Source organism: Brevibacillus porteri (assembly GCF_003013475.1).
Taxonomy (GTDB): Bacteria; Bacillota; Bacilli; order Brevibacillales; family Brevibacillaceae; genus Brevibacillus; species Brevibacillus porteri.
The window spans coordinates 265351-278961 of record NZ_PXZO01000011.1; the positions used below are offsets into that span (position 1 = coordinate 265351).

Annotated in this window: 16 protein-coding genes and 2 pseudogenes; 13 read left to right on the plus strand and 5 right to left on the minus strand. The window is 45.2% G+C overall.

Annotation, left to right across the window (positions count from 1 at the left end; translation table 11 throughout):
- The first annotated feature begins 20 nt into the window (after positions 1-20).
- A complete protein-coding gene (locus C7R92_RS09100) occupies positions 21-857 on the plus strand; it encodes a M55 family metallopeptidase (RefSeq protein ID WP_017248488.1) in 837 nt (278 codons plus the stop codon).
- Positions 858-909: 52 nt separating this feature from the next.
- On the opposite strand, the gene C7R92_RS09105 is transcribed toward C7R92_RS09100, so the two are convergent.
- On the minus strand, positions 910-1572 hold the full coding sequence (locus tag C7R92_RS09105; protein ID WP_069845033.1) for an S-layer homology domain-containing protein: 663 nt from the start codon (positions 1570-1572) through the stop codon (positions 910-912).
- Positions 1573-1720: 148 nt separating this feature from the next.
- Here C7R92_RS09105 and C7R92_RS09110 point away from each other — a divergent pair, with 148 nt between their 5' ends.
- The 3 genes from C7R92_RS09110 (at position 1721) to C7R92_RS09120 (ending at position 4849) form a co-directional block, all read left to right on the plus strand.
- Positions 1721-2740: an AraC family transcriptional regulator gene (locus C7R92_RS09110; RefSeq protein ID WP_158265730.1), complete on the plus strand. Its 1020-nt coding sequence runs from the start codon at positions 1721-1723 to the stop codon at positions 2738-2740.
- Positions 2733-3812 carry an ABC transporter substrate-binding protein gene (locus tag C7R92_RS32795; RefSeq protein WP_146147607.1) on the plus strand — a complete coding sequence of 360 codons (1080 nt, stop codon included), beginning with the start codon at positions 2733-2735 and terminating at the stop codon, positions 3810-3812. Before C7R92_RS09110 ends, C7R92_RS32795 begins: the two co-directional genes overlap by 8 nt.
- Positions 3813-4000: 188 nt before the next feature.
- Complete coding sequence (locus tag C7R92_RS09120) at positions 4001-4849, plus strand: M15 family metallopeptidase (RefSeq protein ID WP_106834002.1); 849 nt, start codon at positions 4001-4003, stop codon at positions 4847-4849.
- Positions 4850-4929: 80 nt separating this feature from the next.
- Here the strand turns inward: C7R92_RS09120 and C7R92_RS09125 are convergent, their stop codons facing one another.
- Positions 4930-5604, minus strand: coding sequence for a C40 family peptidase (locus tag C7R92_RS09125; protein ID WP_106834003.1), 675 nt, complete (start codon positions 5602-5604; stop codon positions 4930-4932).
- 147 nt (positions 5605-5751) lie between these two features.
- Between C7R92_RS09125 and C7R92_RS09130 the strand changes: the two genes are divergently transcribed.
- The 4 genes from C7R92_RS09130 (at position 5752) to C7R92_RS09145 (ending at position 8978) form a co-directional block, all read left to right on the plus strand.
- Positions 5752-6438, plus strand: coding sequence for a response regulator transcription factor (locus C7R92_RS09130; RefSeq protein WP_106834004.1), 687 nt, complete (start codon positions 5752-5754; stop codon positions 6436-6438).
- Positions 6439-6450: 12 nt separating this feature from the next.
- On the plus strand, positions 6451-7815 hold the full coding sequence (locus C7R92_RS09135; RefSeq protein WP_106834005.1) for a sensor histidine kinase: 1365 nt from the start codon (positions 6451-6453) through the stop codon (positions 7813-7815).
- Positions 7816-8014: 199 nt separating this feature from the next.
- Positions 8015-8254 (plus strand): glutaredoxin family protein, encoded by a 240-nt coding sequence (locus C7R92_RS09140; protein ID WP_106834006.1) that lies wholly within the window; start codon positions 8015-8017, stop codon positions 8252-8254.
- Between the two features lie 109 nt (positions 8255-8363).
- The gene (locus tag C7R92_RS09145) at positions 8364-8978 is read left to right on the plus strand and encodes a MarR family winged helix-turn-helix transcriptional regulator (RefSeq protein ID WP_106834007.1); all 615 of its coding nucleotides are present in this window, start codon (positions 8364-8366) and stop codon (positions 8976-8978) included.
- A gap of 89 nt (positions 8979-9067) precedes the next feature.
- Here C7R92_RS09145 and C7R92_RS09150 read toward each other — a convergent pair whose 3' ends face one another.
- A complete protein-coding gene (locus C7R92_RS09150; protein ID WP_106834008.1) occupies positions 9068-9964 on the minus strand; it encodes a LysR family transcriptional regulator in 897 nt (298 codons plus the stop codon).
- 103 nt (positions 9965-10067) lie between these two features.
- Between C7R92_RS09150 and C7R92_RS09155 the strand changes: the two genes are divergently transcribed.
- The 3 genes and pseudogenes from C7R92_RS09155 (at position 10068) to C7R92_RS09165 (ending at position 11797) form a co-directional block, all read left to right on the plus strand.
- Positions 10068-10751, plus strand: coding sequence for an MOSC domain-containing protein (locus tag C7R92_RS09155; RefSeq protein WP_106834009.1), 684 nt, complete (start codon positions 10068-10070; stop codon positions 10749-10751).
- A gap of 27 nt (positions 10752-10778) precedes the next feature.
- A pseudogene (locus tag C7R92_RS09160) lies at positions 10779-11012 on the plus strand (molybdopterin cofactor-binding domain-containing protein); the annotation flags it as partial.
- A 365-nt stretch (positions 11013-11377) separates the two neighbouring features.
- Positions 11378-11797 carry a ribosomal maturation YjgA family protein gene (locus tag C7R92_RS09165; protein WP_244195708.1) on the plus strand — a complete coding sequence of 140 codons (420 nt, stop codon included), beginning with the start codon at positions 11378-11380 and terminating at the stop codon, positions 11795-11797.
- Here C7R92_RS09165 and C7R92_RS32800 read toward each other — a convergent pair.
- Both C7R92_RS32800 and C7R92_RS32805 read right to left on the minus strand, forming a co-directional pair.
- Complete coding sequence (locus C7R92_RS32800) at positions 11794-12006, minus strand: hypothetical protein (RefSeq protein ID WP_244195704.1); 213 nt, start codon at positions 12004-12006, stop codon at positions 11794-11796. The genes C7R92_RS09165 and C7R92_RS32800 overlap by 4 nt on opposite strands.
- A 71-nt stretch (positions 12007-12077) precedes the next feature.
- Entirely contained in the window at positions 12078-12410 is a 333-nt protein-coding gene (locus tag C7R92_RS32805; RefSeq protein ID WP_244195705.1) for a flavin reductase family protein, read from the minus strand.
- Between the two features lie 163 nt (positions 12411-12573).
- On the opposite strand from C7R92_RS32805, the pseudogene C7R92_RS09175 reads away from it, so the two are divergent.
- Positions 12574-12852: pseudogene (locus tag C7R92_RS09175) on the plus strand (winged helix-turn-helix transcriptional regulator); the annotation flags it as partial.
- Between the two features lie 112 nt (positions 12853-12964).
- Complete coding sequence (locus tag C7R92_RS09180) at positions 12965-13540, plus strand: cupin domain-containing protein (protein WP_106834011.1); 576 nt, start codon at positions 12965-12967, stop codon at positions 13538-13540.
- Positions 13541-13611 lie beyond the last annotated feature (71 nt).

Below are 13611 nucleotides of genomic sequence, written 5' to 3' on the forward strand. Positions count from 1 at the left end.
AGATAGGGAGGCAGTTTCTCATGAAGGTGTTTATTTCTTTGGACATGGAAGGGATCTCTGGACTCAGCGAATGGGAGGATGTTATCCCCGGACGCAGACATTACGAAGCGGGGAGAAGACTTCTGACCCAAGATGTTAATGCGGCGATTGAGGGTGCACTGGAAGCAGGAGCTACCCAAATTATCGTCAATGAATCTCATGGACCGATGAACAATATCATTCTGGAAGAATTGCACCCACAGGCAGATGTCATCCGTGGTTTTTTCAAGCCTCTCTGTATGATGCAGGGGATCGACAGTAGCTGCGATGCGGCATTTTTCATCGGTTATCATGGAAAAGCGGGAACAGGAGATGCGGTACTCAATCATACGTTGTCTGGGCTCGCTATCCATCGGCTTATCTTAAATGGCAAAGAAGTGGGCGAAGCAGGTTTAAATGCAGCAATCGCGGGAGCCTTTGGTGTTCCTGTCGTACTCGTTACCGGAGATTCCCAAACATCCAAAGAGGTCGAAGAAGACATCCCTGGAGTCTTTACAGTCGCTGTGAAGACAGGAATAACGGGACTCTCGTCGCAAGCGATGCATCCCGTTCGTGCGAGAGAGTTGATCCGTCAGCAAGCAAAAGAAGCATTGCTCCATCGCAGTACAGTGAAACCGCTCGAGCAAAGGGTAGAGAATACGATAGAAGTAGAGTTTACGAAATCACAATTTGCCACAGCAGTCAGCTGGATGCCTGGAATTGAACTCATCGAAGGACGAACGGTACGCTTCCATTCGCCTGATCTTGTTAGCATGATGCCCGTTTTGCAAGCGATGCTGTTGGTAACTGGGCAAGTGAATCGGATGATTACTGGTTAAGTAAACCAAAAATGCAGCTCCTCATCACGAGGATCGCTGCATTTTTTTCGTTTTAGTTCAGAGACTTATGGCTTTTCAAATACGCAAGGGCATTATATATCATTTCGGCTGCCTCTTCACGCGTGATGTGCTTTTGCGGATGAAGCTTGTTTTCCTTATCCAATTCGATAATATCTCTTGCCAAAGCTCGTTGAATGGAGCCTTGATAATCCACGGTGAGTTCATGACTATCTTGGATTTCTACCGGTACTAGTTTGATCATGGGCAGATTACCCTTGGTCTCCATGACTCTCATTAGCTGGTGAATGAACTGCTCTTTCGTCCATTCTGCATTCGGATCGAGATCAGCTGGTAACTCCAATCCGTTCACAGCCGCTATGATCAGACTCTCTGCATACCAAGCATCGTTATCTGCTTTGGAAAAAAAGTCAGTGGCTTGTGGCGCCTTTACAAAACGGATCGCTGCCAGACTCAAATCAAAGGCATTTACAATCAGTTGAACACCTTGAGCAGCCGTTATCGTTTCGTTAGGGGCAAATTTGCTATCATCTACGCCTTTTATCACACCTTGTTGCTGTAAGGCAAGAATTTTATCTTTCGCTCCCGAGTGGGCAAGATCCGTAAAAGGAGTCGTTGCAGCTAAGCTTGGTTGGGCGAATGACACAGTTAACAAAGCAATGATAGAAAGAGACATCATATTTTGTCTGACATTCATGGTAGCCACCTCGTCAATTTTTGAAGTTTCACTCCATTTGACGAAGAACAATTAGCAATGTTTCATCTTTCCTTTTACCTGCTTTTGAGCAATCATATCCTATGATAATATTTAGACAATGATAATCGTTATCAAAAAGGGGTTACTTATGTTCAATGCATCTGACAGCATATGTCGTACTAGCAAAGAGAGAACAGATCAATCAGTGACGATTTCTTTCGTACTTCTATCAGCTTACAAAGGACCACTGCCTTCTCATTTTGATACCCAAACATCGAATACACATCTTCTCTTGCTTGTCGAATCTGGGAAAGGTTCTATCTGCATAGGAGAACAAGAATACCGATTATTCCCTGGTCGATGCTTCCTTAAGCCGCCGGGTATGACCATACAAACAGTGGCAGATGAAGGCGAAGTAGTGACCGTTTCTGAACTTGAGTTCAACGGATACAAAGTAACATCCGTTCGTGAAGTTGAAAATGTTCATGTGGTACAAGAGCCTTTTTGCTTGCCCGTTTCGGGAGAGTTAAACGAGAGCGAACTAGGACAAGCGATCCGCAATTTATGTGAACGGCATGAAAATCAAATAGATCGAGAGCGATTTTCGTCCCATTGTCAGTTACTATCCTTGGTGGAACGAATCTGGGAAGCAAATGAAAGATGGCGGGGCAACGAAAATCTGAAAGCGGTAGAGCATACGATCCGCCTAATGGAACAAGACTATTTCAAGCCTCTCAGTCGTGAAATGCTGTCAAAAGAGGCCGGAATGAGCCCAAGTCATTATTCGACTGTATTTCGCAAAGTGACGGGTAAAAGCCCGATGGAATATTTGGCTGAGATTCGTATCGAGAAAGCAAAGGACAAGCTGTTGACATCAAACGCGCGGATTCGCGATATCGCTCTCGGGGTTGGATATGCCAGCGAGTTTTATTTTAGTAACAAGTTCAAGAAGATGACAGGCATTTCCCCCAGAGAATTTATCAGCCAGAATCTCGGGAAAAAGCTGCTAGTGTCGCACACTGAAGCATTTAGCATGACGCAAACAGTGCCGAGTCGTGTGATTGGACTTTTTGTGGAGGATCACTTGAAAGTGTTTTGGGATCAAGCCTTTGGTCCAATTCGCTTCTGGAGGATTTCAACAACGCTATCTGGGATCATTTTTGCGTGAGGTACGACATTTTGATCCCTATGAATCTGATTTTCAAGCCATTCAACAGGAGAAACCGGATATCATTTTGCTGGGGATTCCACAATTTGCTGAGGAGGGACGGTTCGATCGGTTGGCAAACATTGCTCCCACATACCTGTTTGAAAACCCCGTTGATGATTGGCGACAAACGCTGCGCACTGTCGGCAAATTACTAGGCAAAGCATCCGAGGCTGAACGAGCCATCCATGAATATAATCAGAAGGCTGAAGCAGCGAGAAGTATCCTCAAACATTCGATTGGAGATCGGTCGGTCGCATTGGTTCGCGTCTACGCAGATGGTGACATTCGTCTGTATGGAGGACCAAACGGCTATACCGGGTCTGTACTCTATGGCGATCTCGGTTTACGCCCACCGAAGCTTGTACATGACCTCATCTGGGGTTCTTCCGAATGGATGAAGAAAATTACGTTTGACATGCTAAGCGAATTGGATGCACAACGTTTGCTAATTGTTGTAGACGAGGCTGGGAGGCAGCAGGCATGGAAAATGACGAGTAGTGAACAGTGGAAAAGCGTTCCTGCCGTACGCGAAGGAAACGTGTATGAAGTGAGATCGGACATTTGGATGACGCACGGCCTGCATGCGCATTACGCAAAAGAGCCTTGGCGGTTTATCTTGTTTATGGAAGAAGGGCGCCGAACGTTTGCTGAGGCAGTCATGCTGGCTTACTCTAAGGAAGAGGTTGAAAAGTGGGGCGAAAAGATGATGCATCAATATTGCGAGCTCATGCAAGCGCATCTTTTGATTGTCATCGAAGCAGATCCGCGCCAAAAACAGTTCGAAGATGCTTTCTCGGCGGCAGCAGCGTTCATACAAAATTTGCAGCTGCTAGCTTGGGAGAGAAAGGTCGGAGTAGTCTGGAAGACGAACGATTACAATTGGCATCCGAAGTTTCTACAAGCCGTTGGTGTTAAGCGGGGAGAGAGAGTTGTGGGCACGTTGCATCTCGGTTATTTTAGCGACAACAAAGTTCCGCGACCGAAGATGCGTACACCGATTCGCGAACTGCTTACTGTCCATCACGAATAGTTACACATTTCCATACTTTACTTATAAAACAATCGGTCATCCACGTGTGACCGATTGTTTTTTCTGTTTGTTTACAACAAAATGATTTAAGGAAAATTTTATTTTTTGCCCACGATTTCATTTATCATTGCCTATTATCATCATATTGAAAAAGAATAACGTGTGTTTGAACCATGGAGGAAATGGAAATGGAAAAGAGATTTCTCTTACTAGGTATTCTTTTATTGCTACTGGGTTATCCATTCTTGCGACCGATCGTAGAGGACGTATGGCAAAAACAGCCGGATGCTACAGCTTTCCCGAAATACAAAGAGATTCGCGTTGAACAAGACCAGATTTATCAGGGCGATCTGTTACTGGTCAACAAGAACGATCCGATCCATTCAGAGGCGGTGCTATCCGATGTGATCCATCTGTCTTCGCACAAATATTTAGTGGAGGGCTATCGCTTGCAAGACAATTCCATTCAATTGTCTGAGAACGCAGCGGAGGCGTTCAACGAGATGGTCCATGCAGCAAGCATTGACAATGTAAAGCATTTTATGATCAAAAGCGGCTATCGAAGCTTGGGAAAACCGGGAAAACTGGCTGAAGAGAAGGGACATGCCCACGATGCATTGCCAGATTGTTTTCACGAACATCATCTGGGTACAGCCTTGGACGTTACATCCACACAAATGAAAATCGACCAATCCCCAGAAGGGAAGTGGCTACAAGAAAACGCATGGAAATACGGGTTCATTCTGCGCTATCCGAAGGAAAAGGTCACAATTACTGGCGTTCCTTACAATCCTATGCATTACCGATTTGTAGGTTTGCCGCACAGCGCCATTATGCAAGAGCGTCAATTATCTTTGGAGGAGTACGTGAATACCTTGCGGGAGGCCAAGGAAGTGTCAGGGACGATAAATGGTGGCGACTACAAAATTTATTATTATCCAGTGGCGACTAGTATCATGATTCAAGTGCCTACCAATGGGAAGTATGTGCTTTCTGGCGACAATCAGGGAGGTGTCATTGTGACAGAGTTTTTGTAGTTTGGTCATTCTTTTGCATAGCGTGCGAAAAAGACTGCTGAAGCGCTCAGCAGCCTTTTTTGTTGCGCCCCAGAAGATGATTAAATCACACGTCTTCCAAGCTCAAAGCGTTTTTCCCAGGAAGTCCCTTTGAATTTGGTTGTCGTAACTCCCGGCTTACCATACGTATGCAGCAGCTTATTGTCTCCAGCGTAGATAGCAACATGGGTAATGCGAGAAGAAGAGCTGCCGTAGCTACGGAAGAAAACGAGGTCTCCTTTTTGCAGCTGATTCTTCGAGACTTTTTGACCGACTTTGGACTGTTGACGTGAGTCTCGCGGCAGACTTACTCCGACCTCTTTAAACACTCGCTGTGTAAAGGAAGAGCAATCAAATGTACGTGTTGTTTTTTTGCTCGAACCAAATTTATAAGGTACGCCTTTATACTTCAATCCTTCTGAAATGACCTGATCGGCAATGTCGGAAGAGGGAGCAGTGTTACTATCTGACTGTTTATTCTGATTACTAACAGTAGTACTTTCCTCATTGGCTGTCAGGTCGATATTCATACCATCTTGCACCATTTGATCCAATTGCTCATTTTCAGCCTGTTGATTGTTCTGATCGTCAACTGACTGTTGATCCAGATTTTGTGTAGTTGTGGAGGTGAGACTTGTCTCAGAAGCCGCATAGGCTTGTCCGTTCATGAGAAGAGAAGTCCCCATTAGAATAGCTACGACCGTAGTAGTTGTACCTTTCCAGTTTCGCTTTGTCATGATGTTCCTCCTTCTGAATGGTTGATCTTGATGTGTGTTTCTCATCCACGCTCTTATCGTACAGAACAAAACTAAGATTCCCGGTAGAATTTCATGAGAGTTTCCTGAGAAAACTGTTGGTAAGATATTCAAACGGAGATGATATACATGCCTACACCAGATGGAAAAGGCTATTTGCTACTCGTGGAAGATGAGCATAACTTGGCAAGATACTTACAGTTGGAGTTAGAGAATGAAGGATTTTCGACGGATATTGAATACGATGGGCTTTCCGGATTAGAAAAGGCACTAACGATTGAGTACGACCTCATCCTCCTGGATGTCATGCTGCCCGAATTATCGGGGATAGAATTATGCCGACGAATTCGGGAAACCAAAGATGTCCCTATTATCATGATCACGGCTCGTGGAGAGGTTCCGGATATCGTGACGGGATTAGACAGTGGAGCAAACGACTACCTGGCGAAGCCGTTTGCAATCGAGGAGTTGTTCGCCCGGATTCGGGTCTTATTGCGTCAGCGGGAATCAAAAGCGAACCAGGAGATAGTGGTTGGCCGATTGCGTATCCAGCCCAACGCGCGGCGAGTGTTCCTCGATGAAGAGGAACTCATGTTGACACCGCGCGAATATGATTTGCTTCATTATCTAGTTCAAAACAAAGAGCAAGCGGTCTCACGAGAGCAAATTCTCACAGCCGTTTGGGGATTTGACTTTATGGGGAATACCAACATCGTGGATGTGTATATCCGGTATTTACGGAACAAGATTGAAAGTGATCCATCCGTCAAACTGATTCATACCGTGCGAGGAATTGGATATACACTACGAGATTAAAAGGAGAACGCAGTGCTTACACATCGTAGATACTCACTCAAATGGAGACTCACGCTGTTTTTTAGCTCCGGCATGCTGGTCTTGCTTCTCTTTTTGTCTATATTTATTTTTTTCAGCACCTCTAATCTCGTCCATCAACATGAGCAAAAATTGCTCAATCAAAAGGCAACGGCCATTGCAGCCGATTTGAAAACAGAAATCACCGAAGAAGCATCGCTGACAATTACCTATTTGACGCGTTTGTTAACGAATTACGCTGACGTCAATCAATTCATAAACATCAGCGACCAAAACGGCAAGGAAATCGCTTCGATACAGGGAGCTAATTGGACAAAAGAGCCGGAAGACTATTATGAAAGGACATTGGTCGCAAAAGAACCTGTGCAGCTGCCGTTTACATCGGAGCTTTTGTATGTGCAAATTTCTACTACGACAGAAGCGCTGGAATGGTATTTTTCCATCTTGCTCACGATTCTTTTTCTCTCTTCCTTTTTTACCTTGCTACTTTCGGGGATTGGAGGCTATTGGTTGAGTAACTGGGGACTTAAGCCTCTCGATCATCTTATCCAGCAAATCCATTCGATTTTCCCTCAACGTCTCTCCCAACGAATTCACCATCATCATGTAGAGACTGAAATCTACGAGCTGATCCATGCCTTTAATCTGTTATTAGATCGTATGGAAGAAGCAATGGTCTATCAGCAGCGATTCGTCACAGATGCATCTCACGAGTTGCGAACACCGCTCTCGATTATTGAAGGGTATGTAAGTCTTCTGCAAAGATGGGGGCAGCACAAGCCAGAAGTAAGGGACGAAGCACTCGCTGCTGTTCAACAAGAGTGTAAACGACTTTTCAAACTCATTGATGACCTGTTAGCACTAGCCAAATTGCAGCATACCTTACAACCAGGATCATCGAAAGTCGTGCAGCCATTGACCCCTCTGCTCCTTGAGGTAAAGCAAGCGTGGGTACCCATTTTCCCTCCACAAATTAAGCTGCTTTTTGAATGGGAAGAAGCTCTTGTCCTTTTGATGGATCGAGAGCGGATTCGACAGTTATTGGACATCCTTTTGGACAATGCACGGAAATACACAGATGAAGGTCAAGTGAAGGTACGAGCATATGGGGACGAAGAGGCCGTGCACATTGTGGTAGAGGATACAGGGATCGGTATTCAAGCAAAAGAGATTCCCCACCTTTTTAAGCGATTTTATCGTGTGGACAAATCCCGTACACGAAAAAGGGGAGGAAGCGGAATCGGTCTGGCCATCGCCCAAGCGATTGTTGCGGATCACGAAGGAAGCATCTCCATTGCTCCTTCCGCGGAAAGAGGCTTGATCGTTCAGGTCTTGTTGAAAAAAGCGGGAATGGATTAACGACAGGAATGAATTACGATGGGGCTCTGTTCGCATTTTTGCTAGAAACAGGTCAGATCGGGCGTGCATTCCAGAGCCTTCGTTTCCATCGTGATTCCCTATGATAATCATAGGGAATTTGTAATTGTTTCGAAAGATGGTCGCTCCTATAATCAAATACGTAGCAATGCTACATAAAATCGATAGGAGCTGATTTCAAATGTTAAAAGCCATTTTTTATCATGCAGGTTGCCCAGTATGTGTAGATGCAGAGCAAGTCGTCCTTGATTACCTGGATCAAACAAAAATCGATATTGAAATTGTCCACCTTGGTACAGAGCGGAATCGCCTTGAGGAAGCAGAGAAGGTTGGTATTCAATCAGTACCTGCTCTCGTGATTGGCGGGAACGTCTACCACATTAACTTTGGGGCAAGCTTGGAAGATGTGAAAAACGGCTAAATGAGAAAAGGAGGTGCTTTTGAGGCGCCTCCTTTTTCCTATGCTTTACACGACCATGTTTCCATTTACAATGGATAGAAGAATGGAACAGGGAAGGTAAGATACGCTCATGATGTTTGATCCCCAACAACGTAAGGAAAATCGCTCAGCTCGTATCATGATGGCTCTATTTCGAATGTCCCAAGCGATTAAAAAGGTGACCCAGGTGGAGAGTGATGAACAGGGACTGTCACCCGTACAAATTCAGGCGTTACTGTTCGCTTTGTATACCAGGAGCGACGTGGCTTCCATTGGTAACTTTGCCAAGGCAATCGGAACGACGCATGTGACAGCTGTTAAGATCATCAATGGACTCGTAACAAAAGGACAGATGACGAAAGTACCTAAAAAAGAAGATCGACGAGTGACGCTGCTTCAATTGACTGCAAAAGGAAAAGAAGCCGCATCGAGTCTTGAAAAATGGGGGTACACACTGGAGGAAGCCCTTCATTCTATTCCGGATGACATACTGGAAGATTTCGAGATCGGGCTCAGCTCCGTGATAACAGCGATGCAAAGACGTGGTCATCTCGTTGTAGCGGAGCCCTGTTTAGACTGCATTCATTTTCTTCCGAATACAGGGGATTCCACTACACCCCATTATTGCTCGTTCATGGAAAAGTATCTCACGCACGAAGCATCCTTGAAAGAATGCCCCGAGCATATTTCCTCTGGGAACAACTAAATAATGATAGGCAATACCTATTGAAATGATAACAACTATGCTATTGAACAATGATTTGCCCCGTCATAAACTGATCTTGACCTTTCGCATCAGCGAACAGCATCACGCTTTACTGTGGCAATCAAGTGCTCCATAAAAACGCGGCTTGCTGCACACAAATACTTGTTTTTCCGGTAAACGATACCGATTTGTGCCGTGATAGTGGGCTGTTGGATCGGAATTGTACGAATCCGTTTATCATCGAGATAGTCGAGGTAGCCTTTCGAAAGTACTGTGACACCGACACCTTGCCCGACCATATTCGTAATCGATTCCATTGTGGTCATCTCTAAAACAGGCTGTGGCGAGAAGCCCAGCTCCTGGCACTTTTCATCAATCAACTGACGCAAAAAGTACGTGTTGGGCAATAAAATGGAGGAGGTTTCTTTTAATATCGCAAGCGAAACAAATGGTTCCTTCGCGATTGGATGGTCCACTGGTACTGCTAGGGCCAGATTTTCTGTAAAGAGCGGAATGGTTTCCAGATCGTCATGCTCCATAGGCAAAAAAACAATGCCGAGATCGAGTTCGTTTTTCAAAAGTCCTTCATAAATATCACCGGTTCTCAACCCAAAAATAGACAATTCAACCTTCGGATAACGCTGGTGAAACTCGATAACAGTAGGCGGGAGTAAGTAATTGACAACTGTCAGCAGTACGCCAATTTTTAAAGCGCCTCTGCTTAAGCCTTGCAGCTCACTAATTGCTGCACGTGCCTGTGACAACTCATGAAACACGTTATAGCTATGGTGAAGCAATGTTTTACCTGCTTCCGTCATAACCGTTCGTTTGCCTACACGATCAAATAAGGGCATGCCGATTTCATGCTCAAGCAAACGGATTTGCTGACTGAGCGAAGGCTGCGCAATGCCCAATTTCTCGGCTGCGCGAGTAAAATTCAACTCCTGGCACAGTGCCATAAAGTACTCTAATTGCTTGAGCTCCATCGACCATCCCTCCGGCAACTTATGATCGAACAATAGGTTTTTCCTATCATTATAGAACAAACCATTATGGATTTGTATGAATAAAAGAATGAGGTGATCGCTTGTGGATATCGAAATCATTTCACTGAATGTAGGTAAACCCAAACAAGTACAGTATCAAAACAAAGAGGTTTCTACCGGCATTTTCAAAAGCCCTGCAACAAAAGCTCTTTATCTATCCTTTTTGAATTTCGAGGGAGATGGACAGGCAGATCTGGTCCACCATGGGGGCAAGGAGAAGGCCGTATGCGTCTATCCGTATGAACACTACCCATTCTGGGAAACTGAATTACAGAGAGAGCTGGCAATCGGTGCCTTCGGAGAAAATCTGACGATTCGGGGATTAGTTGAGACGGACGTATGCATCGGTGATACCTTTCAGCTAGGGGAAGCGATCGTACAGGTTAGTCAACCGAGACAGCCTTGTTATAAATTATCCGTGCGTTACGGTGTGCCTGAAATGTTGGTTAAGGTCCAAGAGACCGGCTATACTGGCTTTTATTTTCGCGTGCTAAAAGAAGGGCTTGTATCTCATACGGATGTATTGATAAGACTCTCTTGTCATCCAAAAGCGATAACGGTCTCCTATGCAAACCGAATCATGCATCAAGAAAAAGAGAATATTGACGGCATGAAAAAGCTGTTGGAAGTAGAGGAGCTGTCCTCAAATTGGCGAGCGACCTTTACCAAACGATTATCCGGCATAGAAATTGATACGCGCGAAAGGCTGACAGGCAACCAATCATAGCTACAGCATTTCATTAATAAGGACAACAAGTGTTGTAACTCCCGGGAAGTGGATATGATCTCTTCCCCAATACATATCGGACAGGATGCCAAAATTAAGCTGGGCTGTACCCGAGATGGAAAACTAATGGCCGCCGAAATATCGCATTTGTATGACGGCGGTGCGTATTCCGATCGGGGTGCGGTCATGAGTCGAGCCGGAGCCTCCGATTGTACGGGGCCATATCGCATCGACAACGTTCAATGCGATTCTTTTTGCATTCCATTGGGCTCTATGCATTTGGGAAGTTATACGTTGGCAGCGGTTTTACACTCCAAATTGGATTATGTCGCAATCGTATCTGGCGACGGTACGGCAGATTGGATCGATCGTACATTTTATCAGGAGCCCATTCATCGGAAATGGGGGGTATTTCACTGCTCGGAAGCGCACTTGGGGCAATCGTACCCGCTGCGTTGCGGCGTAGTGGCTGCATAAGCGATGCACGCGGCAGCCTTTATGATTTTGTTAGCGGATCAACCATTGATTACAACAGCGATGATCAATGAACTGCTCTTTCACTATCAGGCTACGACCGATGTGGGTTTGGTGGTTTTATTTTGAAGAAATATCAAAAGGGCCTAGAGATTTGGACAAGTTTATGGTCCGCACCATACACGAACGCTCGATTTGCCTATGTCGTAGCCGTTTTCGCTGCTATAGAGTTGGGCTTGGGGTCAAGAGCGTTCACCGACCATCTGCCAATCTTTGTAGCTGAGCATTTTGGCGATGTCTTATGGGCCTCCATGATCTACTTCGGTTTTCGTGCTTGCTTTACGCATAAGAAGATTTTTTTCGCGCTGTGGTGCAGCATCGCGTTTTGCTTTGCAATCGAGTTCAGCCAGTTGTACCAGGCGGTTTGGATCAATCAGATCCGGGGGACAACTCTTGGAGCGTTGGTATTGGGAAAAGGCTTTTTGGTGGAAGATCTCGTGAGGTATAGTGCTGGGATTGCCGTCTCTTCACTGTTTGATCTGGCTTGTCTATGGCGCAAGCGCTCTTCCTAGCGTTCAAAGGTAAAAGGTCGACTAATCGTAGCAAAATCACCGGCTAAACTGGCAAGTGGCTCCCACGATTCAATGGCGAGCTTGAAATCTCCTGCGTCAGCAGCCGGATCGATATGGACGCATTCCACTGTACCCAATACCACATGATCGCTTCCAAGAGGGATGATTTGATTCAGGCTTAATTCAAAGGCGATCGGGGCTTGTCTCACTGCTGGAACCTGTACATGAGTACCAGGACGCGGTGTAACGCCGGCAAGCTCAAATTCATTTATACCTGCATCTACGTTGGCAGCGAGCGAATCATCGCTTCGCCTAATGGACGAGAAACCATATTGATGACAAATTCCTTTGCCTCCCGGATATTTGTAAGGGTATCTTTTTCAGTTCCTTTACGCTCTTCTACCCCGGGGCCGATTGAAATCATGAGGGTGGGAGGCTGTCGAGAAGCGATCGTAAAAAAACTGAAGGGAGCCAAATTCAAAACTCCACCCTTGCTTATCGTAGAGACCCATGCGATCGGCCTTGGTATTACCGATCCGATCATGAGTTTATACATATGGAATTCACTGATTTCGTTGGTATGAAAAGTGATGGTATCGCGATCTGACATCATTTATCTCTCCCGACTGATTGATTTACGCAGCAATCCTCTTCAGTATAAAGAGAAAGAGATAGAAAGCTAGTACGCACAATTTTGTGAGCGACTAACAAATGGGAGAGTGACATCAATGACTTCTGAAATTTCAGCAACCAAGAAGCTAACGCCTTTTGACTAGACGCTATCAATCATTGGTGGGAAATGGAAAATGAAAATCATGTATCAATTAAAAAGCAACGAAGTTTTACGGTATGGTGATTTGAAAAGGAATATCCCAGGAATTACGCATAAGATGCTTAGCTTGCATTTAAGTGACCTCGAACAAGACGGCATCGTCCAGAGAGTGGAATATCCTCAAATCCCGCCAAAAGTAGAGTATTCGTTAACAGCTCAAGGTCAGTCTTTACTGCCGATTTTGGAGGCAATGTGCTTGTGGGGGGTAAAAAATCAACCCTAATTGCACAACGCAACTCAACTCAGTTCAAAGAATTGGCTCTTCAGGGAGTTACCTGTCATTAGGTAACCACATAGGCTAAAGGGTAAATCCTTTTACTGGAGAGGAGATTGAGATGTACAACAACTATTACTATTACAATAATCAATGGCATTATCCCATGCTTGCCGGATGGAATAACAACCATTTTCCCTATGGGTGGAGTCCTTATTATTACAGCTGGAGCCATGTGAATGGGGATAGAAACGGGAATCCTTATCAGCAGCGTACCATTGAATTGAAAGATTATGGACCAAAGCCATTTGTCGTGAATATTGAGCAAGCCACAAAGCAAAACAAAGCATTCCGTACGGCATTATGGACAGGGAAGCACTTGCAGGTGACGCTGATGAGTATAAATGTTGGAGACGACATTGGTTTAGAAAATCATCCGGATACGGATCAATTCATCCGAGTGGAAGAAGGTCAGGGACTTGTTCGGATGGGGGATCGCAAAGATCATTTAGATTTTGAACAAAGAGTCAACGATAACGATGCCATCATGATCCCTGCGGGTACATGGCACAATGTTATCAATACGGGTAATACGCCGCTTAAAGTATACTCCATCTACGCGCCACCTCATCATCCATTTGGCACCGTTCATGAGACGAAAGCCAGTGCCATGGCTTCTGAGCAAAGCCCTGAATAAGAACGAGTCGATAGGAAATGGTACCAGACATCACAGAAACCACCTCTAGGATGAAGTGACCCCATAAAGTT

Excerpts from the sequence above, each read along its gene's own strand:
- C7R92_RS09100 (WP_017248488.1), top strand. The coding sequence starts at position 21 with ATGAAGGTGTTTATTTCTTTGGACATGGAAGGGATCTCTGGACTCAGC.
- C7R92_RS09120 (WP_106834002.1), top strand. The coding sequence starts at position 4,001 with ATGGAAAAGAGATTTCTCTTACTAGGTATTCTTTTATTGCTACTGGGT.
- C7R92_RS09150 (WP_106834008.1), bottom strand. The coding sequence starts at position 9,964 with ATGGAGCTCAAGCAATTAGAGTACTTTATGGCACTGTGCCAGGAGTTG.
- C7R92_RS09130 (WP_106834004.1), top strand. The coding sequence starts at position 5,752 with ATGCCTACACCAGATGGAAAAGGCTATTTGCTACTCGTGGAAGATGAG.
- C7R92_RS09125 (WP_106834003.1), bottom strand. The coding sequence starts at position 5,604 with ATGACAAAGCGAAACTGGAAAGGTACAACTACTACGGTCGTAGCTATT.
- C7R92_RS32805 (WP_244195705.1), bottom strand. The coding sequence starts at position 12,410 with ATGATGTCAGATCGCGATACCATCACTTTTCATACCAACGAAATCAGT.
- C7R92_RS09105 (WP_069845033.1), bottom strand. The coding sequence starts at position 1,572 with ATGAATGTCAGACAAAATATGATGTCTCTTTCTATCATTGCTTTGTTA.
- C7R92_RS09180 (WP_106834011.1), top strand. The coding sequence starts at position 12,965 with ATGTACAACAACTATTACTATTACAATAATCAATGGCATTATCCCATG.
- C7R92_RS09140 (WP_106834006.1), top strand. The coding sequence starts at position 8,015 with ATGTTAAAAGCCATTTTTTATCATGCAGGTTGCCCAGTATGTGTAGAT.
- C7R92_RS09145 (WP_106834007.1), top strand. The coding sequence starts at position 8,364 with ATGATGTTTGATCCCCAACAACGTAAGGAAAATCGCTCAGCTCGTATC.
- C7R92_RS09110 (WP_158265730.1), top strand. The coding sequence starts at position 1,721 with ATGTTCAATGCATCTGACAGCATATGTCGTACTAGCAAAGAGAGAACA.